Annotated in this window: 19 protein-coding genes; 2 read left to right on the top strand and 17 right to left on the bottom strand. The window is 64.4% G+C overall.

Features of this window, described 5'->3' with window-relative positions:
- Positions 1 to 31: 31 nt before the first annotated feature.
- Positions 32 to 511: a hypothetical protein gene (locus Q4F19_RS07120; RefSeq protein ID WP_303541121.1), complete on the top strand. Its 480-nt coding sequence runs from the start codon at positions 32 to 34 to the stop codon at positions 509 to 511.
- A 693-nt stretch (positions 512 to 1204) separates the two neighbouring features.
- Here Q4F19_RS07120 and Q4F19_RS07125 read toward each other — a convergent pair.
- The 17 genes from Q4F19_RS07125 to rpoD form a co-directional block, all read right to left on the bottom strand.
- Complete coding sequence (locus Q4F19_RS07125; protein ID WP_303541123.1) at positions 1205 to 1669, bottom strand: hypothetical protein; 465 nt, start codon at positions 1667 to 1669, stop codon at positions 1205 to 1207.
- Positions 1666 to 2604, bottom strand: a complete 939-nt coding sequence (locus Q4F19_RS07130; RefSeq protein ID WP_303541125.1) for an alpha/beta hydrolase — start codon at positions 2602 to 2604, stop codon at positions 1666 to 1668. Before Q4F19_RS07130 ends, Q4F19_RS07125 begins: the two co-directional genes overlap by 4 nt.
- Positions 2601 to 5942: a glycosyl hydrolase gene (locus Q4F19_RS07135; RefSeq protein WP_303541128.1), complete on the bottom strand. Its 3342-nt coding sequence runs from the start codon at positions 5940 to 5942 to the stop codon at positions 2601 to 2603. The genes Q4F19_RS07130 and Q4F19_RS07135 overlap by 4 nt, the downstream gene beginning before the upstream one ends.
- On the bottom strand, positions 5942 to 7246 hold the full coding sequence (locus tag Q4F19_RS07140) for a family 1 glycosylhydrolase (protein ID WP_303541130.1): 1305 nt from the start codon (positions 7244 to 7246) through the stop codon (positions 5942 to 5944). Before Q4F19_RS07140 ends, Q4F19_RS07135 begins: the two co-directional genes overlap by 1 nt.
- Positions 7243 to 8103, bottom strand: a complete 861-nt coding sequence (locus tag Q4F19_RS07145; protein ID WP_303541132.1) for an alpha/beta hydrolase — start codon at positions 8101 to 8103, stop codon at positions 7243 to 7245. The genes Q4F19_RS07140 and Q4F19_RS07145 overlap by 4 nt, the downstream gene beginning before the upstream one ends.
- A gap of 17 nt (positions 8104 to 8120) precedes the next feature.
- Positions 8121 to 10421 (bottom strand): TonB-dependent receptor, encoded by a 2301-nt coding sequence (locus Q4F19_RS07150; protein ID WP_303541134.1) that lies wholly within the window; start codon positions 10419 to 10421, stop codon positions 8121 to 8123.
- Between the two features lie 26 nt (positions 10422 to 10447).
- Positions 10448 to 11284 carry a fumarylacetoacetate hydrolase family protein gene (locus tag Q4F19_RS07155; protein ID WP_303541135.1) on the bottom strand — a complete coding sequence of 279 codons (837 nt, stop codon included), beginning with the start codon at positions 11282 to 11284 and terminating at the stop codon, positions 10448 to 10450.
- Positions 11285 to 11295: 11 nt separating this feature from the next.
- Complete coding sequence (locus Q4F19_RS07160) at positions 11296 to 12192, bottom strand: VOC family protein (protein ID WP_303541137.1); 897 nt, start codon at positions 12190 to 12192, stop codon at positions 11296 to 11298.
- Positions 12189 to 12614: a GlcG/HbpS family heme-binding protein gene (locus Q4F19_RS07165; protein ID WP_303541139.1), complete on the bottom strand. Its 426-nt coding sequence runs from the start codon at positions 12612 to 12614 to the stop codon at positions 12189 to 12191. The genes Q4F19_RS07160 and Q4F19_RS07165 overlap by 4 nt, the downstream gene beginning before the upstream one ends.
- Positions 12611 to 14158, bottom strand: a complete 1548-nt coding sequence (mhpA, locus tag Q4F19_RS07170; RefSeq protein ID WP_303541140.1) for a bifunctional 3-(3-hydroxy-phenyl)propionate/3-hydroxycinnamic acid hydroxylase MhpA — start codon at positions 14156 to 14158, stop codon at positions 12611 to 12613. The genes Q4F19_RS07165 and mhpA overlap by 4 nt, the downstream gene beginning before the upstream one ends.
- Positions 14159 to 14181: 23 nt before the next feature.
- Complete coding sequence (locus Q4F19_RS07175) at positions 14182 to 15429, bottom strand: amidohydrolase family protein (RefSeq protein WP_303541142.1); 1248 nt, start codon at positions 15427 to 15429, stop codon at positions 14182 to 14184.
- Positions 15430 to 15532: 103 nt separating this feature from the next.
- Positions 15533 to 16417, bottom strand: coding sequence for a LysR family transcriptional regulator (locus Q4F19_RS07180; protein ID WP_303541144.1), 885 nt, complete (start codon positions 16415 to 16417; stop codon positions 15533 to 15535).
- Positions 16418 to 16679: 262 nt separating this feature from the next.
- Positions 16680 to 17441: a TonB-dependent receptor gene (locus tag Q4F19_RS07185; RefSeq protein WP_303541146.1), complete on the bottom strand. Its 762-nt coding sequence runs from the start codon at positions 17439 to 17441 to the stop codon at positions 16680 to 16682.
- Positions 17438 to 19021 carry a TonB-dependent receptor gene (locus Q4F19_RS07190; RefSeq protein ID WP_303541148.1) on the bottom strand — a complete coding sequence of 528 codons (1584 nt, stop codon included), beginning with the start codon at positions 19019 to 19021 and terminating at the stop codon, positions 17438 to 17440. Before Q4F19_RS07190 ends, Q4F19_RS07185 begins: the two co-directional genes overlap by 4 nt.
- Positions 19022 to 20057: 1036 nt before the next feature.
- Positions 20058 to 21245, bottom strand: coding sequence for an MFS transporter (locus Q4F19_RS07195; protein WP_303541150.1), 1188 nt, complete (start codon positions 21243 to 21245; stop codon positions 20058 to 20060).
- A 6-nt stretch (positions 21246 to 21251) separates the two neighbouring features.
- A complete protein-coding gene (locus tag Q4F19_RS07200) occupies positions 21252 to 21857 on the bottom strand; it encodes a hypothetical protein (RefSeq protein WP_303541152.1) in 606 nt (201 codons plus the stop codon).
- A gap of 117 nt (positions 21858 to 21974) precedes the next feature.
- The gene (rpoD, locus tag Q4F19_RS07205; RefSeq protein WP_303541154.1) at positions 21975 to 24020 is read right to left on the bottom strand and encodes an RNA polymerase sigma factor RpoD; all 2046 of its coding nucleotides are present in this window, start codon (positions 24018 to 24020) and stop codon (positions 21975 to 21977) included.
- 773 nt (positions 24021 to 24793) lie between these two features.
- On the opposite strand from rpoD, the gene rpsU reads away from it, so the two are divergent.
- Positions 24794 to 24994 (top strand): 30S ribosomal protein S21, encoded by a 201-nt coding sequence (rpsU, locus tag Q4F19_RS07210; protein WP_303541156.1) that lies wholly within the window; start codon positions 24794 to 24796, stop codon positions 24992 to 24994.
- Positions 24995 to 25146 lie beyond the last annotated feature (152 nt).

Below are 25146 nucleotides of genomic sequence, written 5' to 3' on the forward strand. Positions count from 1 at the left end.
GCACCTTATCCGGTGGTAAAATATCGTCGATGTGACCGAATTCGATCTGCCGACCCGTGCTGCGACCTTCGCGGCAATCGAACGCTTCGTGGCAGACCGGCTGGCCCGCGCCGGCTTCGCCGATCACGTCCTGAGCACCGTCGACGTCGCGGCGGCAGACCCGATCGGCGCGGCCGATGCTCCGCGGGACGTGATGGAGGCGATCAAGTGTGTCGAAACTGCGGTTTCCGACCTCGGCTCGGCGGATCCCTCTATTTCCCGAAACCTGCTGTGGATAACGGGTTTCTATGCGCGCCAGGCGTCGTTGCAGAAGCTCGGCGCAGCGCAGCCGCTCATCGATCTGGCGATCCGTACCAGCATCGGGCGTCGGGTCGGCGACGTCTACCGGCGCATGAGTCTGCCGGCGCGGCACGGCTTCGTCCTGCTCACATCCGAGCTGAACGGCCGCTTCGTGCAATGCTATGACGACGGCATGCCGATCGCAAACATAGCGCTTGCCGGACGTCCATGATGACGCTGTGACAATCAGCCATGCGACATGGAGCATCCTCGCGGGCGTCCTGTCGCTCGCGTGTAGCCGTATCCACGCTGATACTCGCGCGCTGCAATATCGACGTCGTGCCGAGCTGGTCCACCTGGCACGAAACAATTGATGTGCCGCATGATCGCGCCGTCGCGGGAGCCCTGACGGCTGATAAGTTCGTCGTGATTGTCGATCTCGGACTTTCAAAGAGACTCTCGACACAGTTCCGCTCACCGTTCCCCCGATCCGGCTTCAATCGACCGTCAAAACAATGCGCAGGCTCGGCAGATCAAGACTTTCGGCAAGGGCGGCGCAGGAGAGTTCGTGCGGGCCGGCTCCCATCATTACGCCTGATTGAAACGACCCATTCCTGGACCTTGGCGGGTCGATTTCGGATTTCCACCTTTAGACGTCTGCTTATGGAGATATTATGGCCGTTTTTGCGGGCAGTCGAACCAGCGGTTGATCGCCGGTAATTGGTTGGTGGCAGAACGCCGTCTTGAAGAACGTCGACGGCGCATAGCGAGCGACAAGTCGACGAGGTCGGACCACTGATCTCGTAACGCCTGTCGAAAGCGAATGCGCTGCCAAGGAGCGAAGGTGGGATTGAAACTTGGGACCGCCACGCTCCTGCTTTGTAACGCCTCGTTCAATCGGAAATAGGCAACCACCGAAGGCAGCCTATGTCGGGTCGGCCAGTGCCGCGCACGTCGCGAGCGCCGCGACACTGCCGCCAAGCAGTGCTCCATACACCGTCTTGACCGTCGCCACGGTCACGAAAGGCCATTCGTCAGGCCCTGCGAGCAGGGCGATAGCGGTCAAAAGGACGCCGATGCCGGCAGCACAGCAGGCAACGAGCAGGGCGCGAAGCATGGCGTGCGTTGGCAATCGACTTCGCGCTTTACGGACGGGGATCGCGCCCGATCGGACACGGCGACGCGTCAGCAGCGTCGGCACGAAAGTGGACATCAACGCCACCATGAAACTCTGGGGAATCGCGTCAACGATCAATCCGCCAGTGCCGCCTACCGGTATGGAGGCTTGGCCGCCGAAAATGAAAAAGCAGAAGACCAAGCTCAACACCGCACTGATTGCGAAGCCTATGCTCGTTTCGGCCGCGAGATAATGGCGATGTTCGGCTGTCACGGCCGGGTCGGGGTTGTCAGCAGATCGCGCGACGCAAGCCACGCCATGAATTCGGGCAACACCTGCGTGGACGTCGTCCCGGGGCGGCCCGTACCGAAGCCATGATCGCCCCGCTCATATGCGTGGAACTCGACCGGCCGGTTCGTGGCATGCCAGGCCTCGACAATCCCGAAGCCCTGACGGCCGAACAGGCCATCGTCCAGCGCTAGGGCGACGAACATTGGCGGAGCCGCCGGCGGTACGTCGACCTTCTCCATCGGCCCATAGATGTAGCCGATGAACGCGGGCATGTCGGTCGGGGCGCCTGACAATACGGTTTGCAACGTTGCCTGTGCCCCGGCTGAGAAGCCAATCATGCCGACACGCGCCGGATCGATATGCCATTCCGAAGCGCGCTGCCGCACCAGCCGTAATGCCTGCAATCCGTCCGCGGTGGCGGCCGGATCGCTGATCGCATGCGATCCGCCGGGACGGGCCGCTTCGCCCATGACGCGACCGACCATGGCCATGAACGCCGGCTCCTCATTTGGCACCGGGTTCGTACGATATTTGAGCACAAAGGCGGCGATGCCGCGATCCGCGAGCCGGTGTGCGACCTCGAACCCCTCGCTGTCCATGGAGAGCGATAGGAATGCGCCGCCGGGTGCGACGATCACAGCCGCTCCGGTCGCCTTGCCAGCGGCGGGGAGAACCGGCGTGATCGTTGGCACCGTCACATTGCGGACGATGCGCGTATCCGGCCCCATCGGGCCGCTCAACATGCCCCATCGCTCCAGGCTCGGCCCTTCCGGAGCGATCGATGCCGGATATAGAGGGATGGCGCCCGTCTGATCGGGCGCTGAAATGTGCCCTAGGCTGAAGCTCTTCTGCGCTGCGGCCATACCCGGTGACAGAGCGATGAAGGCGGCAACAACGCAGCTCAGGATGCGGGTCATCGTTCTTTCCGTTCGTCGATAGCGAGGAGGGTCACGGGGCCGATCAGTCCCGAAGGCCGTAGCGGTGCGTCGGGGCGATAACCGGGCGCAGCGATGAACGTGCGCTTTGTCGCATCGGGCTGAGCATCACCGATCAAACGGTTGACCCACAGGTTGGCGACGCGAACGTCGACGCTGTTCTTGCCGGCATGGATAAAACGGCTAAGGTCGAGACGGAACGGCGCGTGCCAGACAATGCCCACCAGCTTTCCGTTGACGCGTAGCTCGGCCACATCGCCGACTTGGCCCAAATCGAGCAGCGCTCCCTTCGTTTCGCGCGGCACCGTGAGGTCGCTGGTGTAGCGCGCGACGCCAGAGAAAAATTTGACGCCCGGATCCGCCTGCAGCTCCAACGGCGCGAGCCGCGGAAGCGTGATCGTCGGCGGCGCCCCTCGGCCCGGCTGGAAGGCGACCAGCCATGGTGCGGACATCGTCTCGATGGTTCGCGGCGCCTTCGCGGTGACCGTCAAGCTGGCAGCGGGTGCCGGCCGGCGGAAGATGACGAAGAGCGACTCCTCGGGCGCGAGCGCAAGCGGCACGATCGTCTGCGCGAGTTCGCGGCGATACGACGCCGGCTCGCCGGTTCCGGCGTCGGCACGCCAGATCTCCGGGGCACGTCCGCTCGCGCGGAACCTGCCGTCGATCGCGAGCGAACGATCGGTGCGGTTGCTCAGGAAGTAGATGTCGGCATCGGACAGGATGCGATGCTGGAATAGGACGTCGCTGCCGTTCGCCCCTGCATAAGTAAAGTCGGGTACGATGCCGGCGCGGCCGAGTGCAGCGCCGATGTCATGCCCTGGTGTCACCTGCCCGCGGCCCGTCCGGGTCTCGTTTTCATCTCGCCAGAGCGTGTGCACCAGTGTCGCGAACTCCGCCGGATCGTCCGCCAGCGACGGCGAGCCGATCGGCGGATCGCCGATGATCATCGCGCCCGCGTCCGCCAGTTCCGCAATCCGGCGCAGCGTCGGCAACGTCATCAACCGGCTGCTGCCGCCCAGATAGAGCGCCCGGTATCGCGCGCCGCCCCTGGCTACGATTACGCCGCCGGAGACGGATAATTGGTCCACCAGCATATCGGCGTTGACGAAATCGAACCCTCGGTCCGTCGGCACGTCTGCGAGAGGGGCCTGCGCATAGAGTGCCGTCAGCGGCGCTTCCTCGCCGGCGAAATAGGCCACGTCTGCCGCGTGCCTGCCCTGCTGGAGCAGGAAGCTCGATCGCGCGAGATAATCGACCCACGGCCGCGCCATCTCGGCCCAAGTCTCGTGCCGGTTGAAATATTGTCCGAAGATGGCGAGGCTCAGGCCCGGCTCCTTGTCGTCCATCGGCGACAGGACGGAGGTGTGGATGACCGGCCGATTGACGCCGAGCGCGAATTCGAGATCCGCCACGCGACGAAGGTCCGAGGGAGCGAATGCCCAAGGCGCAAACGAGGCGGTGAACGACTCCGCCGCCACCAGATTCTGGCCGTAGACATGCGCGACCGACGCCGCGCCGAGAATGTCGCCGATCAGCGTGGGACGTGGCGCGCCGCCTTTCGGGAACGCCCACATCGCCGCCATCGGCACGTCGGTATGCGCGCGCATCGCCAGATCGTCGCCGAGCTGCGGCCGACCATCCTCCAGGGCTTCGCCATACAGTTTCAGGCCATGTTCGTGCGCGATGGTGGCGATCGTGCCATAATGTTCGCTGGTCAGCAGATCTGCGAGAGTACGCCGGTAATCGTAGAGGAAGGCGTCGCTCTGCGCGCGTGATCCGATCACGGCGCCGGTCAGGACCGGCAGCCAGGGCCTCGCATCATAACCTCGCAATGCCCTGAACCGCGCGATCATCTGCGGGGTCCAGTTGGCGTCGCCGGATTCGATGCTGTCCGTCAGGAGAGCATCGATGCCCCTGCCCGACGGGCCCATCGCGCCCTTGTAGGTGTCGAGATAGGTCGAAAGGTAGCGCCGCACTGCCGCGCCGTCATATTTGTCGACCTCCAGCCCGGTCGCTTCCGGCGAGGCGGGATGGTTGGTCGTTCCGAGCAGGGACCAGCCCAGCCGCACGATCCGCCACCGGCCCGGCGGCGGTGTCCAGTCGAGCGTGCCGTCGGCGTGCAGACGGTCCGTGAGATCGATCACGCGATCAGGCGCCACCGCGCCACGATCGGGCGCGTTGCCCGCCAGTGCATAATAATCCGGCACGGTGGCGAAGCCCGCCTTCGCCTCGAACCGATCGGTCCTCGTCTCGGCCGACAACACGAAGCTCGCGATCGGCACCGTCGTGCGAACCGGGCCGGCGGGGAAGATGCCGTCCGCGATCGCCCCCGGCGCGGGGGGTGCCAGAGCGGTGCGCTTGGCACTGTCGTTCGCCGCCAATACCAGCCGGAAGCGCTGCGCTTCGACGGGATCGAAAGCGACCGTCGTCGGGACGTTGCCGAGCGGCAGCGTGGCGATCGCTCGCCAACCGGCCGCGGTCAGCGCTTCGAGACGCGGCAGATATTCCGGGTCGCCGAACGGGGGTACGGCATCGGGAATGAACAATGTTGCCGAGCGCACCAGTCGCGATTTTGGATAGGCGATCGTGAGCGCCGCTGGCATTTTTTCGTCGCCGCGCGGAAGCGAGACCTGCGTGTCCTCGCGCCCGTCTTCCAGCGCGGCGATGTCGAGAGGAGCGCCGGCTTGATCCGTCGCCTTGGCATCGCCCGCCACTGTCATGCCGACCGGATAAGCGAAGACGGCAATCTCGCCCGAGGCCGTCGGCGCGGGCTTGGCATCACGCCCTTCGAATGCGGCCAGCGGATTGGAAAGCGGAGAGGCGCCGTAGGGACCGGTCACCGAGGATGGGGCCGCCAGGCGGCCCGCGAAACGCTTGCCGCCTGCGACGTCGGTCTCGCTCCAGACCAGTTTCTTCATCGCATCGGCCGGGGCCACCCAAGGGCCTCCGGTCTCGCTCCAGCCGGGCGAGGCGGCGATCGCGAGCTCCAGATTCAGTCGATCGGCCGTATCGGCCGCATGGGCGAAGGCCTGTTTCCAGGCCGGCGTCATATAGGCCAGCCGATCCTTCACGACTTGCGGCGTGCCCAGCGACGCATCGAAGGTCTGGACCCCGCCAATCCCGGCGCGCTTCATCCATTCGAGATCCTTGGTGATCCCGTCCTCGGTGATGTTGCCGTTCAGCCAATGCCACCATACGCGCGGGCGGGCGCTGGCCGGCGGATCGCGAAAGCCATCGGCCAGCGGATCGGCCGCGTGCGCCGCACCCGCGCTCCCCATCCAGGCGATCACCGCCAGCGAGGCAACCAGAAAGCGCGCCATCACAGGGCGTTGCGCCGGACGATGGCGCTATAGACGCCCGCGCTGCGCTTGGGTGTACGAGCAAAGGTCGCGCGATCGACCGCGACGAGGCCGAGCTGCGACTTGAAGCCCGCAATCCATTCGAAATTGTCGAGCAGCGACCAGTGGACATAGCCCTGGACGGGAACGCCCTCGTCCATTGCCTTGCGCAGCTCGGCCAGCGAGGCGGGGATCAGAGCGGCGCGGATCGCATCGTCGTTGGTGTTGACGCCATGTTCGGTCACGATGATCGGCTTGCGGGTCTGCGAATAAGCATAGCGCACCGCATTGGCGAGCGACGGCGCATAGACCTCACCGCCGGCTGCGTTGAGGATCGCACCCTTAGACGGCGGCATGCGGCCCTCGGGCCCCCACTGCACGCGCTCATAATTCTGCACGCCCATGAAATCGTCGTCACGCGCGACCTCCAGCCACGCACTGTAGAGCTCCTTGCGCGCCGCATCGCGCTTGGCTGGCGCGCCGACCGCAGTGTCATCGAACATCGAGAGGGTGAAACCGACGGGCAGATCGGAGCGCACCGCCTTGATGGCGCCACGTGCCGCCTTGTGCCCGGCGATCATGTTGACGGTGATCGCGTCGATGTCTTCCGGATTGGCTGCATTGGCGCCCGTGAACTTGGCCATGCCGGCTTTCGCCGCGGCGGCTGCGAGCATCTTGCGCTGCAGGTCGATTACGAATGGCGGCAGCACGTAACGCAGGATCGGCATGATGTTCGGCTCGTTGAGCGTCATCGCATGGCTGATGCCCGCGCCCAGATGCCGCGTCGCATGATCGCAGAAGCGCGCGAATAGCTGGGGCGCGTCGGCCGACAGCCAGCCGCCCTGCCTGGTGAACCACAACGGTGCGGTATAGTGATTATACGTCACCATCGGGCGGATGCCGCGAGCGTGGCACCCCTCGATCATCGCCTTGTAATGATCCAGCATCACGGTCGAGAAGAGGCCCGGCTCTGGCTCGATCCGCGCCCATTCCAAGCTGAATCGATAGGCGCCGAGCCCGAGCGATTTAACCAGATCGAGATCGACCGGCCACATCTCGAAGCTGTTGACGGCATCGCCGGACGGCTCGCTGAACACGCTGGGCTTCACGTTTTCCAAGAACCAGACGTCGCTGTTGACGTTGTTTCCTTCGACCTGATGCCCTGCGGTCGCCGCGCCCCACAGAAACCCCTTGGGGAAGGCCGTGCCGGCGCGCGCCGCGGCGAACGCCGGAAGCGCCGCCGTGGCAGCAGCGGCGGCGAGGAAGGTGCGACGGTCGACGGTCATGCCAGATCTCCGATGAAGGCGAGCACCTCGTCGGCAAGCCGCGTGTCGGCCGTGCCAAGGTGATAAGCGAGGCTGAAATGGTTGTGGCCGGAGGCAGAGAAGCTTCGCGGAAGCACCCCATGCCGCTCCAGCCGCGCCGCCAGCAGGCCGACGAACTCGGCTTGAAAGCGCGGCGGATCATATTCGGCACCGGCGAGCAGCAGCGGCAGGGAGGTCGCGACCATCGCCTCCTTGGGCCAGCGATCGGAATAGTCGGCCGCGGACCCGTAATAGAGCGTGTCGCGCTCATCGAGCGGCGTAAAGCCGTAGAGGCCGGACAGAAGCACTGCGGCAGCGAGCCCGGTCTCTTCACGCAGGCGCAGATGGGTGGCGACGTGCACCGCACCGGCCGATGTTCCCATCGCCACGATCCGCGCGCGATCGCCGCCATGCGCCGCACCGTTTTCGCGCAGCCAGTCGACCGCGAGGCCCACATCTTCACCTCCCGCCGGCCAGCCATGATCGGGCGCCAGGCGGTAGTTCATTACCGCGCCCAGCATCCCGTTTCGGGCCGCCCACCGCGCGGCATGAGCATTGAAAGGATGATCCACGCTGCTTTTCTCGCCGCGCAGAAAGCCGCCGCCATGCACCCAGAGCAACACGGGAACGGGACCGTCCCTGCTGACCGGTGCATAGAGATCGAGACGCTGTCGGGAATGATCGCCATATTCGATATCAGCGGCATGGACCGGCTGCGCGGCGGCGAGGTGGCCCTGTTCCTCGCGGAACAGGGCATAGACCGCCGCCAGTACATCGGGCCCGAGCCGCCGGCCTAGCCCGGCTATTGCTGTCCGTTCGGCGGCCGGTTGCATTGTCATGGCTCGATCCCCGGCTGTCAGAATTTGGCGTCGAGGCTCAGGCCGATCTGCCGGAACGATTGCGGGCCATAGATCGCGCCGACGTTGGTCGCCCCGCCATATGGAAATGAGCTCTGCATGAGCTGCGGCTCGTGCTGATTGAACAGGTTTCGCGCGAACACCGCCACCTGATAGCGATCGTCTTCGGTCCGCACGCCGAGGCGGCCGCCAACCGTCCAGTGCGCGCGGTAGGTCGTCTCCGCGAGCGAGTTGGCCTCGTAACGGATGCGTGACTTCCAGACCGTATCGCCGGCGAGGAAGCCCTTGAAGCCGTTCGCCACGAGATGCTCATATTCACCCGAGAAGGTGAATTTGTACTTCGGCGCATAAGCGAGCTGGGTGCCGCCGATATTGGTGCCATCCGTGCCAATATAGCTGCCGGGATACGTCGCCTTGGCGAGGATGAAGCCGGTATTGATGGACAAATCCCGCGTCACGCGCCCGAACAGATTGATCTCGGCGCCGCGGGATTTCACGCCGTCGATATTGTTCTGCACGCAGGAGATCGCCGCCGTCGCCGGATCGGTAGTGCACGACTGCGCCTGGAAATCCTTGATCTTCGTATAGAAGACGTTGAGATCCGCGACCCAGCCGCCGAACAACGTCGTCTTGAGGCCTGCCTCATAGGCGGTCGGGATCTCTGGCTGCACGACATAAGGCACTGCCGGCAGAGCAGGCGTGGCGATCTGGCCACCCTTGAAACCGCGCGACGCGGTTGCGTAGACCATCGTCCGGTTGGCGAGATCATATTGCGCGCCGAAGCGATAGGATATTTTCCCGGTACTGAGCTCCTGCCGGTAGAACGGGCTTGCCGGGGTATCGAGGCTGGTCCGATTGAGCGCCAGCTTCGCGCTTGTATAGCGCCCGCCCGCAATCAGCCGGGCCTTCGACGTCAGGTGGATCGTACCCTGACCGAAGACCGACAGGGATTCGTCCAGGATACGATCGAACGCCCCCAGATTGCGCGCGACCGGGATCACGACCCCGGGCGCGGGGACGATTGAGACGCTCAGCGATTCCGGATCGCGATTCTGGATCTGGCGCGAGAAGAAGGTGCCGGCCGTATATTCGAGGAACTGGCTGGCCGGCGACGAGATGCGAAACTCCTGCGTGAACAGGCTGATCCGCCGGTTGACCGGGCCGTTGGCCACCTGCAGCTCGAGCGGATCGGCGCGGAACACGTTCGTCGCCGATCCGAGGCCGGTTTCTCTGGCCTCACGATAGGCGGTGATCGACGTCAGCGTGAACGGCTCCGCCTCGTAATCCGCCTGGAACGAGCCGCCATAGCTTTTAAAGCGCCCTGTATAGCTCTGGCTCGTGCAATAGTCCCGATTGCCTTCGCGGGCGGTGACGCCGCAACTGGCGAGGCGGGCGGTGATGCCGCGCGTATCGGGCACGGCACCGAAGATCAGGCCGGGCCCGCCCGTGCTCACGAAGGTGAAGAAGTCGCCGCCATTCTCCGTCTTGGTCTTGCTGTAGTCGCCGATCAGGTTGAAGGTCAGCCGATCACCCGGCCGCCACAGCAGGCGCGCGCGACCGCCATAGCGGTTGGTGTCGTTCAGCGTATCGCCCGTCGCGTTGCGATTGGGACCCTGGCGCAGATTGCCGAAACCGGAAACGCGCAGCGCGGCATCGGTCGTGATCGGCACGTTGACGACGCCTTGGACGATCTGGTTGCCATATTGCGAACCAGCGGTTCCGGCATCCGATAGCTCGGTGCGGACGCGCGCGCTGAAGCCCGAAGGATCGGGCGCGTTCGTGGTGATGTTGATGACGCCCGCGGAGGTCGTCAGGCCGAAGAGCGTGCCCTGCGGCCCCTTCAGCACTTCGATGCGGCCGACGTCGAACAGATCGGAGATGTTGGCGTTGCCCTGGCTGACCTGATCGACGACGATGCCGACCGAGGCGACGGCGCCGGCCGAGAAGGTCTGCGTGCCGAGCCCGCGCAGCGAGCCACCGCCGCCCGTATTCTGCCCGGGCGCCTGCTGCACTTCGAGGCTCGGCGAGATGCGCGAGAGATCGTTGACGGTGTTGACCTGCTGACGTTCGAGCTGCGCCTGACTGGCGACGGTGATCGAGATCGGCACGTCGACGACGCGCTCCTGCCGCCGCTGGGCTGTGACGACGATGTCACCGGCCTGCTGTTCGGTCATGTCGGTGCCGCCCTGCGCCGCGTTCGACGCTGCGGCTGGCGTAGCGGATGCATCCTGCGCCATGGCGGGCGTGGACAATGCGATAAGACTGGCGGTGCCGATCATTGCGGAAAGCTTCGTCTTCATGTCATCCCTCCTGCTATTTTGTGATTTTATTGTTCGTCGATGATCCGATTGGTGAGCGTGCCGATAGGGCCGATGTCGATTTCGATCCTGTCGCCGGCCTTCATCCAGACCGGTGGCTGACGCTTGGCGCCAACCCCTCCGGGCGTACCCGTGGCGATCACGTCCCCCGGTGAGAGCGGAGTGAATGCGGAGACGTAGGCGATGATGTCGGCGATCGAGAAGATCATCTCGCCGACCGGCTGATCCTGCATCACCGTGCCGTTCAGCCGCGAGACGACGCGCACCCCCAGAAGATCGCCTGCCTCGTCCGGCGAGACGAGCCACGGGCCGAAGCCGCCGGTCGCCGGGAAGTTCTTGCCCGGTGCGAACTGCGTGGTGTGCCACTGCCAGTCGCGCACCGATGCATCGTTGAAGCAGGCGTAACCCGCGACATGATCAAGCGCATCGCCCGCCGCGATTGCGCGTCCGCCTCTGCCGATCACCACCGCCAATTCCGCTTCGTAATCGAGATCGGTCGAGGCGCGCGGCCGCACGATCGGCTGGCCGTCCGCGACCAGAGTATCGGCAAAGCGCGTGAAGATGGAGGGGTGGGCGACCTTGGCGCGCCCGGTCTCCTGCCGGTGGCTCTCGTAATTGTGGCCGACGCACAGGATCTTCCCCGGATTGGGAATGACCGGAAGAAGCAAGGCGTCGGCCAGTGCAACCCGCGCCTTCCCCGAGAGCGAGGCCAAAGCCTGCGCGGCGATTGCGGACTTCAGATCCACAGGCGCGCCCGGCGCGGCGCCCAGATCCACGATCTGATCGCCCTCGATCCGGCCGTAGCTGGCGGTGCCGTCGGTCCGGCGGAAGCTGACATAGCGCATGGAATCTGTCCTCAGGCAGCGGTGGTGGCGAGCGGGGCAGCCACCCAGTCGCGATGAAAGCGGAAGCGCTGTTCGGCCTCGCGCAGCGCGGCATTGTCCTTCTCGGACAAGCCCCAGTGATCGATCCGGTTTTCGGGCCAGGTCCAGTCCTCGGGCGCGCCGACCTTATAGTCGTCGGCGACCTTCTCGACGGCGGTCGAAAATTCCACGACGGCGCCGAACGGGGCGATGAAGTAAGCGAAGACATTTGCCCCCGGGCCGTGCCGTCCCGGCCCCCAGGCCGGCGCCATCTTCTGATCGCGAAGACGGCCGATCCCCCGGAAGACGGCGTCGATATCCGCCATCTCGAACGCGATGTGGTTGAGCGACGAAAAGCCGGCGCGCGCGAAGGCGGTGCTGTGATGCGAATCGTTGCAGCGGACGAACACCATCGCCTTCGTCCGATCGGACACTTGGAAGCCGAGCACCCGTTCCGCGACATCGCCGGCAGCCTCGGCATCGGCGGCGTTCAGCACCACGTGGGTCAGCTTCACGGGCAGATCGCGCCCGTCGAGCGGCTCCGCCTCCGCGCTACCCGCGAGGAAGCGGAACAAAACACCTTCGGGCAGCTCGACGATCAGGCCATGTCCGCCGCCCGGATCTTCCGACACCACTGGCTTCGCGGCCAACCCGCTTTCCGCGACGCGCTTCTGCAGCGAAGCGAGTTCAGTCTCCTCGCACAGGAAGGTCGTCGAGCGGACGCCTTCTTGGCCCTCCTCCAACGCGACGAGATAGGGGTGCGTCCCCGATCCGCGCAGATAGTGCGTAGTACCGCGCTGCTCGGCAGGCGCCATGCCCCAGATATCGGTCAGGAAGGCTGCGGCCTTCGCCGCGTCCGGTGTGATCAGTTCGATGCTGCGCAGCTTCATGCTTCGGCTCCGTGAGATAGGGCGGCGATGCCCGCCATGGCGCAGGCTTCGTCCTGATCTGGGGTATCGCCGCTAACCCCGATCGCGCCGATGATCGCGCCGGCTTCATCGCGGAGCAGCACGCCGCCCGGCGAAAGCGCCAATTGCCCGCCCGTCGCGATCGCGACCGAGGTGAAGAAGGCAGGATTGCCGGCAGCGCGCACGGCGATCTCGCGCGTATCCGCGCCCATGCCGAGCGCGCCCATCGCCTTGGCGCGGGCGATGTCGAAGCGGAACAGGCTGGCGCCGTCTTCGCGCGCGAACGCCAACGGATGCCCGCCCGCGTCGAGCACGATGATACCGAGTGGCTTCGCTTCCCGCTCGCGCGCATCGGCAAGCGCGGCAGTCAGAATGATGTGCGCGGCGGCGAGGTTCAGGATCATGCCGCCTCCTCCGCGCGCGCCGGAGAGCCACCCAGCATCGCGTTCCAGCTCTCGATCAGCGCGCCCACATCGTCGCTCGTCCCGAACACGTAGAAGTCGGGCCGCACCAGCACTGCGCGAACGTCGCGTGTCGTCAGCCATGCCGCGACCGCCCCCCCGTCACCGAGCTGCGATGCATCGATCACGGGATATGTGGGCAGACGAGACCGTGCGGCCTGCGCCGTCGCCGTATCGATCGCGAAAAGCCGCCAGCCGTCGCCCGTCGCGCTGTCCAGCAGCAGCGGCACCCCGTCCCGCTCTATCCACGGCTGGATGAAGCGCTCGCCGGCAGCAGCGCTGCCGCCCATGACGATCCCGGTGCCGATGGCGGGGATGAGGTCGGCGGCCGTGCTGTGGCTCGCCGCGCGAGCCGCTTCGCGCATCGCTTTGTCGCGCGCGGCGGCGGCGTCCGTGTCCAGCATGCAGATGTAGCGGCCCGCCGCCACCGCCGCTGAGATCACCGCGCGGACATGCGGATCGCGCTCGGGCTGGTAGGTGTCGAGGATCGACGGCGCGGCGACGCCGTTCGCCACCATCGCCAGCTTCCAGGAGAGATTGGCGACATCGCGCAGCCCGTGACACATGCCCTGGCCGAAGAAGGGCGGCGTCTGATGTGCGGCATCGCCCGCCAAGAACACGCGGCCAACCTGCCAGCGTTCCGCAATCAATCCGTGAAACCGGTACGTGGCGGCGCGCGTGATGCGGTGTGGCACGCCCGCCAGCCAGGGCGCGACCAATGCAGAGACGACACCCGGCTGCATCATGGCCTCGTCATCCTCGCCGGGCAGCAGCATGAACTCCCAGCGACGATGATTGCCGCGCCCCGGCACGATCGTCGCGGGGCGGCGCGGATCGCACATCATCACGGAAAGATGCTGCAGATCGGCCGCCTCTGGCACGCCGGTCAGATCGGGAAAGCGCACGTCACCGTCGACTTCCGCGTCCACCACCAGCCACGGCTCTTCGAAATCGAGATCTTCGAGAGCGACGTTCAGCGCCTTGCGCACGGCCGATCGCGCGCCATCGCAGGCGATCACCCAACGCGCGCGCACCGACTGCGCGTCCGCCGCATCACCCAAAGCCAGCGTGACCCCGTCCGCATCCTGCGTCAGCCCGCGCAGCTCGCTGCCAAATCGCAGGTCCACATTGGGAAACCGGTCCAGCGCCCTGCGCAGATGCGCTTCCAGCTCGGGCTGATAGAAGAAATAGTCGTTAGACCAGCCGAATGGCCGCGGCTGGCCGACCGTGCCCATGTAGCGGATCACGCCATGATCGGCACCGATATGCAGATGCCCCGCCGTATCGCGCATGTCCGGCAGGATCCGATCGATCACGCCAGCCGACTGGAACAATCGCAGCATCTCATGATCGAGATGCACGGCGCGCGGCAACGGAAAGGGCGCCGCCTCGCGCTCCACGACCAAAGTTGCGAGCCCGGCCTTGCCGAGCAAATTGGCAGCCAGCGCGCCCACGGGGCCGCAGCCGATGATTGCCACATCGTACATCAGATCAGCCTTGGTCGAATGGTTCAGGCGATGGCGAGCGCGGGTTCCGGCGCCTTGTGAAGGCGGCCTCCCTGCATGATCATCGCCAGCTTGGTTTTGTCCTGCAGGATCGAGACGTTGATCGTCGGATCGCCATCTACGAGCAGCAGGTCGGCGAGATAGCCGGGCTTCACGAGGCCCAATTCGTCCCCCATCTGCATCAGCTCGCCGCCGAGCTTCGTTGCCGCCACCAGCGCTTCAGTGGGCGTGCACTCGAACAGGTCCACGAAATGCTGAAGATCGCGCGCGTTGCGGCCATTGGGATTGAACGGAAAGCCGTAATCGCCGCCCGGCAGCACGCGCACGCCGCGGCGGCGCAGCTCAGGGATCATCCGCCTGGCATTGGCGATGACGGGTTTGGCCATCTCCTTCATCGAGCTCATGTCGATGTGCGGCGGCGGCGTGGCCTCCAGCGTGCCCACGATCACACCGATCGCGGGCGCCATGAAGATGCGGTCGCGCTGCGCTTCCAGCATGGCGAGAGCTTCGTCGTCGGCGTAGCTGCAATGGTACAGGACATCGACGCCGCAGCGCAGGGCGATCTTCACGGCCTCGGCTGCCTGCGTATGCGCGCCGACAAGCATGCCCAGCCGATGCGCTTCGTCGCAGGCGGCGGCCACCTCGTCCTCTTCGTACAGGATGTGCTGCGAACTGCCGGGCAGGAGCGCATCCTCGCCCGAGATGACGAGCTTGACGTTGTCGATCCCCCAGTCCTTGCATCGTTGGACGAAGGCCCGCATCGCGTCGGGGCCCCTCCCCTCCATCGATATCTTCTTGCCGGTCTCGACCCCTTCGGCCGCTTCCGGGCTGCGCTCGATCGTCGACGCGCGCAGGCGGGGGCCGGGCGCCGTGCCGGCCGCGATCTCGTCGCGAAGCTCCACCTCCAGCGTGTTGCCGAGCGCGCCGGCTGAGAAAGCGCTGGTGAAGCCGTGATCTAGCAGGACGCGGGCATTGCGCCATGTCGCGATCCGCATCTCGTCGGGCGGAAGCATGAAGGTGTGATAGATTTTCTCGACCGACGAGCCCCAGGAGAGATGGGCATGCGCCTCGATCAGGCCGGGCATCAACATGCGGCCGGCACCAGCGATGACATGATCGCCCTCGCCGGTTTCGAAGCCGGCCGACCCGCGATGGACGGCCGCGACCCGATCGCCTTCGACGACGACGGTTGCGGCATAAGGCGCGGTCCCGGTACCGTCGAACAGCTGGATGTCACGAAATATATGACGCATCAGACCCTCTCGTTCGCCGGCTTTTCCGGTCGCTCGTCGAGCTTATGCGCCTGTCCGCGCAGTCACGTAAAATAATGATTCGTGGCCACACCATAGGTGCAGGCTATGGCTGAAGCGCCGCCAGGAGCATCGCCGCCAGTGGCGAAAGCGGCCGGTCGGCAACGTAGCGCACGCCGACGCTTCGGTTGATCCCGGCGTCGATGATCCGGATGCCGCGCAAGACGCCGATCGAGAGCTCTGCGGCCGCGACGAGCCGCGGCAAGATGGTAACGCGCGACCCGCCCCGAACGATCGCCTTGGTCGTCAGCAGAGAGTCGCAGCGGATCACGTCTTGGGGGGTCGGTGCTTCGGTCGCGATGAACAGCGCATCGATATGCCGACGAAAGCCGCCTCTCGCCTCGGGCAGGACCCAACGCATCTCGCTGGTCGCGCGCAGGGAGATCTCTGCCGGCAGATGGTCATTGGCGCGGCCGACCAGCAGGTCGAAAGGCTCCCGCGCGCATGTTAGCTCTGCGATGCCAGCCGGGGGCGGCTCCATGCCGGTCGTGACGAGCGCGAGTTCCACCTCCCCCTTCTGCAGCATGCCGACCAGATCGCCGTCCGGCCGTTCCAGCACCTGCAGCGCGAGCCGGCCGACCTGGCCCTCGATGCGCTTCACCGCCTCGGGTAGAAGGCTGACGAGCGCGCCCGGCGTGCCGCCCACGCGTAACGGCCCGGCCACCGCATCACGCGCGTGAAGCACGTCCTCCTTCGCGTGCTGAAGCAGGAGTTCGAGCGCCTCGGCGCGTGCACGAAGCGCCGTCCCGGCAGCCGTAAGCGAGATGCCACGCCGCCCCCGCTCGAACAGCATGGCTCCTACCGCTCTTTCGAGCTGCGCCATAGCCACGGACACGGAGGGCTGTGAGAGACTTAAGGCGCGGGCTCCGCCGCTGATCGAATTCTCTCGACAGATTGACAGGAAGATTCGGAGAGAGCGCGGGTCAAGCATCGCGCGATCCTAAGCGATGCGCCGCCGGAAACCGAGTGCGTCGCCCATCACTGCTTCACTAGAAGCATCCAAAATAGGAATGTTGCCTACCCGTTGTGAATTCGCGGATTGCACTAGCGTATACCCGATGAGCCGGCCTTCGCGTTTTTCAAAAGCGGGATCCCTTCCTCCTCAGTGCGACGGTGGCAACGCACCGCTGCGCAATGCCCGCCCCTAGGGTGGCCTCCAGCGGTCGAAGCGGTCGGTTTGCAGGGCGCGGAGACTATCTGCGCAATAGGCTGTCTTTCAGCGTTACCTGCAGTGTGATGGCCCGCGGCGCACTCGCCGTCCCCAGTACGTCCCCCTGCCGCGTCACCGCGGTGCCGGTCCCCGTGGCGGTGGAGCCGACGACGGAGCCGGCAACCACGTACAGCTTGTTCGTCAAGTTTCGCCCGATCAGTGCGACTTCCCAAGGTTTGTTCGGGCCGCCGTTGAGGGTGACGGTGCCATTGAGTTGCCAATAGCGACCTTGGCGGTTGAGAGGGTTCGCCTCGGTCTGGGTGACGTAGGAGCTGCTGTAGGCGGTATCGAGCGCGATTGTGCCGCCAAGGCCGTCCGTGAACGCATGGTCGTAACCAATACCGGCCGTCAGGCCGAACCGCGGGGCCCGGAACAGTCTCTGCCCGGTCTGATCCTGATCCTGATAGGGATTAGCCGCCGTTCCGTAGGTCGATGCAGGTAGCCCCGGACTACGGGGATTGAGATTACACCCGGCCGCGATCGCCTGCCCCGCATAACAGCCGCCGATGAAGTTGGTATATCGCGAATGATTGTAGGCAAGGGCCGCGTTGAGCGCGAGCCCGCGAAGCTGGTTGGGGCGGATAGTCGTGCTGAACTCCAGACCCTGTATTTTTGCGCCGCCGGCATTCTGCGTAAGCTGGGTGAAGGAGGCGTTGTCGTAGCGGGAAAGCTGCAGGCCACTGTACTTGTAATAATATCCAACGAGATCGAACAGCACCTGCCTGCCCGCCAGATACCCCTTCACGCCCCCCCTCCGCCGCCCCGGGCGGTCATCTGCCCATAGGACAAGTCCGTGCGCGGTAGCGTTTGATTGGCGGCCGATCGCAACGTTGCAGGAACGGTGTTGAAACCGCCCGAGGTGAAGCCTTCGCGATAGGCGGTATATAGCGTGAGGTTCGTATTGGGGCGGTAGGTAAGCGTGATCTCAGGCGAGAAATCGTGATAGTTTCGCTTCGGAGACAGCACGTCGATCGTGCTGCCAAACGATGTTCCGGTCAGCGATTTACGCTCCCACGAATAACGACCGCCGCCGGCCAGTTCGAGATCGTCCAGCAATTTATAGCGGGTCTGTCCGAAGACGGACGTCGCGCGCGTATGAACGTCGTAATATGTGGAGCCCACGAGGAATGGCGCGCCGAAATCGACGCCGAACGCCTGCCGGATCTTGAAATGGGCGTCCTGATAGAACCCGCCAGCGAGGAAGTTGACCGGACCATCGAAATCCGTCGCCAGGCGCAGTTCCTGACTGAAACCGTCCGCGACGATATCGTTGGAGGCGGCGAAATAAGGCACGTTGGAAAAGGTGAACGGATCGACCGATTTTTCTCCGAGCCGATAATAGCCGGTCACGGAGGACAGCGTGAAATCGCTGCCGATCTCTTGGTCGATGGCCAAGGACGACAGGAATTGCGTCGATTTGACGAAGGGAACGCCATCCTCGAGCGTGGGATCGAGGGCGGTGACACGTTGAGGGATGATCACACTGTAAAAGTTGCGGTTGAGCTTGCAGTCGATGGCTCCCGACAGCCGGCTGACGCCGCCGGGGCAGAAGACGATCTGCGACCCGCCGGTCGGGCCCACGCCATCACGCGTTCTCTGCCCATAGGCGACCTTGCCTTTGAAAATGGCACCGCCCCCCGCAGGATTGTAATTGAGCGTGCCGCGAACGAATATGTCCTCAGCGTTGTATGTTTTGGCCGCCGGTCCTGGCGTTACATTGGGAATGGGCACCGCAACGTTGCGAAACCAGCCATCTTCCTTCGAATAATACGCAACAATACGCGCGCCAAGCTTGTCCGTCACCGGTCCCGAGACGACCCCTTCGACATATCTTTGGTCCGCATTGAACTCGTAACCTGTGCGAAGCTTCATCTCGAGGTCGCGGCCCGGATCCTGCGATACCAGCGAGATGATGCCGCCCGGACTATTCTTGCCGTAGAACAGGGCCTGCGGGCCTTTCAATACCTCGACCCGGCCGAGATCGATCTGACCAAGCCTTATCGCGTTGCCGTAGCTGATCGGGACGCCATCCATGTTGAGCGTCACCGCCGTTTCTGTGGACGGATTCGAAATGCCGGAACCGATCCCGCGAAGATTGATCGAACCACCCACCTGATTCTGAGATTCGGCAATGACAAGTTGCGGCACCAGTTGGCTGATGCTTGACAGGGTTACGTTCGAATATCGGGAAAGCTGTTCCTGAGACAAAGCAGATACGGCGACCGGCACGTCCAATAAGCGCTCGTCGCGCTTACGCGCCGTCACAATGATATCGCCCGATCCAAGGGTCGAGCCTTCCGTGTTTTGAGCATGTGCCGGCGGCATGGCTAGTAAAGCGCTAAACCCGATTACGGCTGCTCCCTGGCAGATCCTCTTCATCATCATCCCCAGTCATCTTATTTTTTCGGAAACATAGTCCGCCGCGAGGCCACTGATGGGCACGTCGGCCGACCTAGTCCCACCGTTAAAGTGATCTCGGTGCGTATCTCTGCCAGAAACCGCAAAGCGCGTAATGGGAAGGCAGGACCGGTTGCTATCGATATCGCCGCTGCGATTACGCGACCGATGACTTTGAAGAGAGGCAGTTGCTAGCGCCGACACGATAGAGCGGCCACGTGGCTCCTTCGTGAAGTTGCCATCAGAATACCAAATGCAGGCCTCAAATCCGTTCTCTGATCTCGATAGGCCGCTGGTTAAGCGGCATCGCGCAACCATATATGCGAACGGCCAATTCACTCTTCGCGATACATCCTAAAGCGCCCACTTGACACCGCTGAGATAAGGATCGGGCTCTCGTAGACCCGGCTTTCCATGAGCCCCGCGCCCATAGAGGTAAATTGGGCGCCCTGCCGTAGCGGAGCCGGCAGGCCTGGGCGAGATCGAGGCGACGACGAAGAGCAGGTCGAAACCGAAGCTAGCGCCCGCGGCGATGTCCGTCGCACAGTTCCCGGGATCCATGTAGCCGACGGCAATCAACATGCCAGGGCCGACGAACCCTGCCACCCGTCGCGCGAGCGAACCCCCTGAAGGGACGACGACGCTGCCAACAGTCTCGGACGGGCAGAACGGTGCGGTTGCGACCGAAGGAAGTTTCACGCCGAATATTGATGTCATCTCCGCGATCTAGACTGCGAGCGCCGGCAATCAATCACGGGGGGCTTCAAGCGCGAAAATCAAAGCTTTCGCGGGCATTCCCTGTCCGCTCCTAGTCGGCTCAGCGTAGCGCCATAGGGAGCCGTCCGACATATGGACGCCTTCTTTTTTCGTTCGTCGAGCAGCGCAATGCCCCTTCGCCTCGGAGGCGGCCCGTGGCGGTCGGTTACGCCGTGGCTCGCGGCGTGGTCGCAGCCGCGAGCTAAGCCTACGCTATGGTCGGTCGGCGCTCCGTAAGGAAGAGAAGGAACGCCGCTGTAGCCGATACCGCTCCCAATGAGGCGGTGGCCGTCCAGCCTCCCTGGTCCAAGCTCAAGGTCGCGAGCGTCGAGCCAAGAGCCCCGGCAAGGAAGACGATTGTCATGTAAACCGCATTGATGCGTCCGCGAGCCTCTGGAAGGATCGAGAAGAGCACGCGTTGGCCGAGCACCTGGTTCATCTGGGTCGCCGCATCGAGCAGGATGGCGGCCGCAGCGAGCAGAATCAGCGCATGCGCGGCCGCCGCCCAGCCCGCGATCAGAAACGCGACGATCGCCGATGCGAGCGCCGCTGCCGTGCCAGCTCGAACATATCCGCGATCACCGAGCCGTCCCGCGATCGGGGCTGCCAGCGCTCCGCCGGCTCCGGCCAGCGCGAACAACGCGATACCGGCCTGACCGAGGCCGAAACGCCCCGCGAGCAGCAGTGGCACCGCCGTCCAGAACAGGTTGAACGTTGCGAACATCGTCGCCTGGTAGGCCGTGCGTCGCCGGATCGCTGGCGTTTTCACAAGCAGCGAAAGGCTCGACAGCAAGAGCTGCCCATAGCGCAATACCGGCTCGGGCCGCCGCTCCGGGACGGTGCGCGCAATGAGCAGCGCCAGTGCCGCCATGCCAAGTGCGGAGACTCCGAAAATCGCGCGCCAGCCGGCCACGGCGGCAAGGCCGTTCGCCAATGGGCGGGCCAGCATGATGCCGGTGATCAGCCCGCCCATGATATTGCCGACGACCCGGCCGCGGCTGTCGTGCGGCGCCAGATGGGCGGCAAGCGGCACCATGATCTGGGCGCCGACCGAGCAAAAGCCAGTCGCGAACGAAAACAGAAGAAAGCTCACCGCGTCGGCGGCCATCCAGGTACCGAACAGTCCGCAGCATGCTCCCGCCGTCAGCAGCAGGATCAGCCGCTTGTTCTCGACGCGATCCGCGAGCGAGACGACGAAGAACAAGCCCGCGCCATAACCCAGCTGCGTCGATGTGACGACGAGGCCCGCGACCCCGCCATGAAGGCCCAACGCCGGCGCGATCTCGCCGATCAGCGCTTGCGCATAATAGAGGTTCGCCACCATCAGCCCGCAGGCGACCGAGAATATGGCGGTGAGGGCAGGGCCGATGCCCGGTCCGCGCGTCTTGCTGTTCATCGCGACTCAGGCTGCTGCGCTTGAGGTTCGATGCGCTTCGATCGTCTGATAAGCTCCGCCCATGAGCGCCGTGACCTCAGCCGCGCTCAGTACATAGTGCGGCTCATATCCAAGGCCGCGCCGCCTGGTGCGCCTCCAGTGCTCTACATAGAGACCCTGGTTAGGACCGAAGACGAGATTGATGTGACGCGCCAGCTTCGGAGGCCCGTGAGGCGAATAGGCGATCCGAAAGATGGAAATGTCGGCCACGTAGGGCCCGACCATCACCCAGACGTGACCGTTACAGTCATAAGCTTCGGTAGAGCAGGAAGCCGCCCCGCCGCGTGGCGAGCGATCACCGAAAACGGCTTCGCCCTCCACCGTCAGCGTTCCGGCAACGACCTGGATCGGGCCGCGCAACACCCTTTCGAGCTGAACCGCGAAAGCTGCGCTCATCGCTGCACAGGCCGCGGGGACGTCGAGAAAGATCGTGAGGAGATCGACGGCGCTCGTCGTCAGCACGGCGCGATCCCGGTCATTCATCTCATACGCTTTGAAGGCCTTCGCCGCGGGCCAGCCGTGCTGCCTGGCTATCAGCTTACCAAGCTCGGTGAGGTCTTTCGCGACGGACATCGCGAGCAGATAGCGGCGTGTGCCGGTCAGCGCCAGCGCTCGCACTCCGGAGGCTGACAGCGCCAGGCGTCCAGCTGCTCGCCGCAGCCGGCGGCTCCGTGCGCCGAGCGTGCCGCGTCAATCAAGAAAGCTGCGAATCCGTCGCGCGCGTGCGGGATGGCTCATTTTCTTGAGCGCCTTGGCCTCGATCTGGCGGATCCGTTCGCGGGTCACGCCGAACTGCTGTCCGACTTCCTCGAGCGTGTGATCGGTGTCCATGCCAATGCCAAAGCGCATGCGCAGCACCCGCTCCTCGCGCGGCGTAAGCGCCGAGAGCGCGTGCGTCACGTTTTCCTTGAGACTGGCTTGGATCGCCGCATTGACCGGGATCACGGCATCCTTGTCTTCGATGAAATCGCCAAGCTTGCTGTCGTCCTCTTCGCCCACCGGGGAATCGAGCGAGACCGGCTCCTTGGCAATCTTCATAACCGCCCGGATTTTCGCCAGCGGCATCGAGAGGCGCTCGGCCAGCTCCTCCGGCGTCGCCTCGCGACCGGTCTCGTGGAGGAACTGGCGGCTGGTGCGGACCAGCTTGTTGATCGTGTCGATCATGTGGACTGGGATGCGGATCGTTCGCGCCTGATCTGCGATTGAACGGGTGATCGCCTGTCGGATCCACCACGAGGCGTAGGTGCTGAACTTGTAGCCGCGGCGATATTCGAACTTATCGACCGCCTTCATCAGGCCGATATTGCCTTCCTGAATGAGATCAAGGAATTGCAGGCCGCGGTTCGTATATTTTTTAGCGATTGAGATGACCAAGCGGAGATTCGCCTCGACCATTTCCTTCTTGGCAATGCGCGCCTCGCGCTCGCCCTTCTGGACCATGTTGACGATCCGGCGGAACTCGGTGAGCGCCATGCCCGTCGCCTGCGCGATCTCGGCGATCTCGGCGCGGACGCGCTCGACCGCGGCGCCCTCGACGGTCGCAAACGCGATCCACTTCTTGTCGACCGTCCCGACGCGCTCGAGCCAGCCTTCCTCGGTCTCGTGACCGACATAGCGATTTAGAAAGTCCGTACGAGGGACTTTGTGGCGTTCCGCCATGCGCAGCATCTGTCCGCTTAGCGCGGTCAGCCTGCGGTTGAACGAGTAGAGCTGGTCGAGCAACTCCTCGATCAACGCACTACGAAATTTGACGCCCTCGACCTCGGCGGTGAGCTGCTCGCGGAGCTGCTGATACTCTCGCTCCCGCGCCGCCGGGAAAGCCGCTCCCAAGCCCATCGCCGCCATGCGCGCGCGCTGCAGGTCTGCGAAACTCCGATAGACCGTCGTGATCGTCGCGAACCGCGCCAGCGCCTGCGGCTTGAGCTGCTGCTCCATTTGGGCGAGGCTCAGCGCATTGTCTTCCTCATCCTCGTCGTCGGATGGCCGCGACGGATGATTTTCGGCGCCTTCCGGACCTTCGTCGGCGGACGCGTCCTCGGTTTCCTCTTCCTCCTTGAAGGATGGCCCAGCAGACGTTGCGCTGATCTCGCCGCTATCGTCTTCCCCGGCACGCGCGGCCTGCTCGGGCGTCGGCCCACGGGAGATCATCGCGTCGAGATCGAGGATCTCGCGCAACTGCATCGTGCCGTCATCGAGCCGCCTCGACCAGTCGATGATCTGGGTAAAGGTCAGCGCGCTCTCGCAGAGCCCCCGGATCATTGTATCGCGCCCGGCCTCGATCCGCTTGGCGACCGCGGCCTCACCCTCGCGGGTGAGATATTCGACCGTGCCCATCTCGCGCAGATACATGCGGACCGGATCGCTCGTACGGTCGATGACCTCTTTCGTCGGCGGCTGCGCAAAGACGGCCGAGCTCTCATCGGCTTCATTGGAGGCCTCAGCCCTATCGGCATTGTCGTCGTCCGGCCGTTCGCCATCGGCATCGTCGTCGTCACCGGCAGTTTCATTTTCGACGATGGTGACGCCCATCTCGTTGATGGCTGCCATCACGTCCTCGATCTGTCCGGACGTCATTTCGTCCTGCGGCAACGCCATGGCGAGCTGTTTGTGGGTGACGTAGCCCTGCGCCTTGGCCCGAGCGATGAGATTCCTGACACCGGCCTCATTCAACTCGATCAGCGGCGCACCTCCTGCGTCGTGATCGCTGTCGGGCTCTGGCGTCATTGTACTGGCCATTTTGTCGTTTCAGATCCTGATGCGTGCGCAAGAAGGTGCCTTTGCGCTCCTACGCTTAAGAAAGTCCGATGTGAGGCGACGGTGAGACGAGCGCGAACTACCTCTCCCTGACGGCGTCTGGGCGTCAAATGCTGCTCAGGCGAAACAGACATGCACGGCGGCGGCCTGATAAGTTATTGCGCGGGGGTCGCCTTTTCAATGACGCTCTCGAGCTTCGCTCGGTCGCTGTCAGAATAGTCCCCTACTCGATCGCACTCGATCTTGTGCTGCAGGAATGTGTAACAGCTCCGGTCCGGCTGTGCCGCGATATAAGCGTATCGAGCGATGACTAGCAGCAGCGCGAGCACGATGAGCCAACGCACGGCCCGCAACCAGCCGTCATTGCGACCTGAAGATGTCGGACGTCGGCGCACACTGGTCTTGCTCCCGCGTCGCGGGGATTGCTTCGTGGCCACTACCTTGTATCGCTCCGATCATCGCAAGGTGGCAGCCGGCGCCGCCCCTCGAGCTTTGTGGGATGCGCCGTTATCAGCGAGCCGGATCGCCGTCCACCGGACGGCTTAGCCCGTTGCACCACAATGAGGCTTCCCGGATAGAAAGACGTGTTGGACCCGGCCCGCCACTCGCGGAACGAGTAGCGAAAATTTGACAGTCCGCTTGACCCGTCCTCCAGCCAAACCAGATGCTCATCCCGCTGGATATTCGCTCGCGAAGTTCCGTTAGTTAGCCTAGACGGCATGCCTTCCCAGCTCCCGCGCAGGCAGAAGCCGAAAATGCAGATCATCGTTCGCGACAACAATATCGACCAGGCGCTCCGAGCGCTCAAGAAGAAGCTTCAACGCGAAGGCATATACCGCGAGATGAAGCTTCGTCGGCACTATGAGAAACCCTCCGAGAAGCGCGCGCGCGAGCATGCGGCCGCAGTCAGCCGTGCCCGGAAGGCCGATCGCAAGCGAGCGGAGCGGGATCGGTAACAGAAGTCGCTGGCAGCAGACACCTCGCTGTCCCCTACTTTGGGCGCTCATTGACGTTTTATTGCCCCGCGTAACGATCGACCACCTGAGCGTGGTCGTCTCGGAGCCGAACTGGTCGGCCACGAGCGTTCCACTTGCTTTCGCCCTTGCAG

Origin of the sequence: Sphingomonas natans (genome assembly GCF_030546695.1) — a bacterium.
GTDB lineage: Bacteria > Pseudomonadota > Alphaproteobacteria > Sphingomonadales > Sphingomonadaceae > Sphingomonas_I > Sphingomonas_I natans.

Excerpts from the sequence above, each read along its gene's own strand:
- Q4F19_RS07190 (WP_303541148.1), bottom strand. The coding sequence starts at position 19,021 with ATGCCGCCGGCACATGCTCAAAACACGGAAGGCTCGACCCTTGGATCG.
- Q4F19_RS07145 (WP_303541132.1), bottom strand. The coding sequence starts at position 8,103 with ATGACAATGCAACCGGCCGCCGAACGGACAGCAATAGCCGGGCTAGGC.
- Q4F19_RS07165 (WP_303541139.1), bottom strand. The coding sequence starts at position 12,614 with ATGATCCTGAACCTCGCCGCCGCGCACATCATTCTGACTGCCGCGCTT.
- Q4F19_RS07135 (WP_303541128.1), bottom strand. The coding sequence starts at position 5,942 with ATGGCGCGCTTTCTGGTTGCCTCGCTGGCGGTGATCGCCTGGATGGGG.
- rpsU (WP_303541156.1), top strand. The coding sequence starts at position 24,794 with ATGCAGATCATCGTTCGCGACAACAATATCGACCAGGCGCTCCGAGCG.
- mhpA (WP_303541140.1), bottom strand. The coding sequence starts at position 14,158 with ATGTACGATGTGGCAATCATCGGCTGCGGCCCCGTGGGCGCGCTGGCT.
- Q4F19_RS07195 (WP_303541150.1), bottom strand. The coding sequence starts at position 21,245 with ATGAACAGCAAGACGCGCGGACCGGGCATCGGCCCTGCCCTCACCGCC.
- Q4F19_RS07160 (WP_303541137.1), bottom strand. The coding sequence starts at position 12,192 with ATGAAGCTGCGCAGCATCGAACTGATCACACCGGACGCGGCGAAGGCC.
- Q4F19_RS07175 (WP_303541142.1), bottom strand. The coding sequence starts at position 15,429 with ATGCGTCATATATTTCGTGACATCCAGCTGTTCGACGGTACCGGGACC.
- Q4F19_RS07150 (WP_303541134.1), bottom strand. The coding sequence starts at position 10,421 with ATGAAGACGAAGCTTTCCGCAATGATCGGCACCGCCAGTCTTATCGCA.
- Q4F19_RS07130 (WP_303541125.1), bottom strand. The coding sequence starts at position 2,604 with ATGACCCGCATCCTGAGCTGCGTTGTTGCCGCCTTCATCGCTCTGTCA.
- Q4F19_RS07200 (WP_303541152.1), bottom strand. The coding sequence starts at position 21,857 with ATGTCCGTCGCGAAAGACCTCACCGAGCTTGGTAAGCTGATAGCCAGG.
- Q4F19_RS07180 (WP_303541144.1), bottom strand. The coding sequence starts at position 16,417 with ATGCTTGACCCGCGCTCTCTCCGAATCTTCCTGTCAATCTGTCGAGAG.
- Q4F19_RS07155 (WP_303541135.1), bottom strand. The coding sequence starts at position 11,284 with ATGCGCTATGTCAGCTTCCGCCGGACCGACGGCACCGCCAGCTACGGC.
- Q4F19_RS07140 (WP_303541130.1), bottom strand. The coding sequence starts at position 7,246 with ATGACCGTCGACCGTCGCACCTTCCTCGCCGCCGCTGCTGCCACGGCG.
- rpoD (WP_303541154.1), bottom strand. The coding sequence starts at position 24,020 with ATGGCCAGTACAATGACGCCAGAGCCCGACAGCGATCACGACGCAGGA.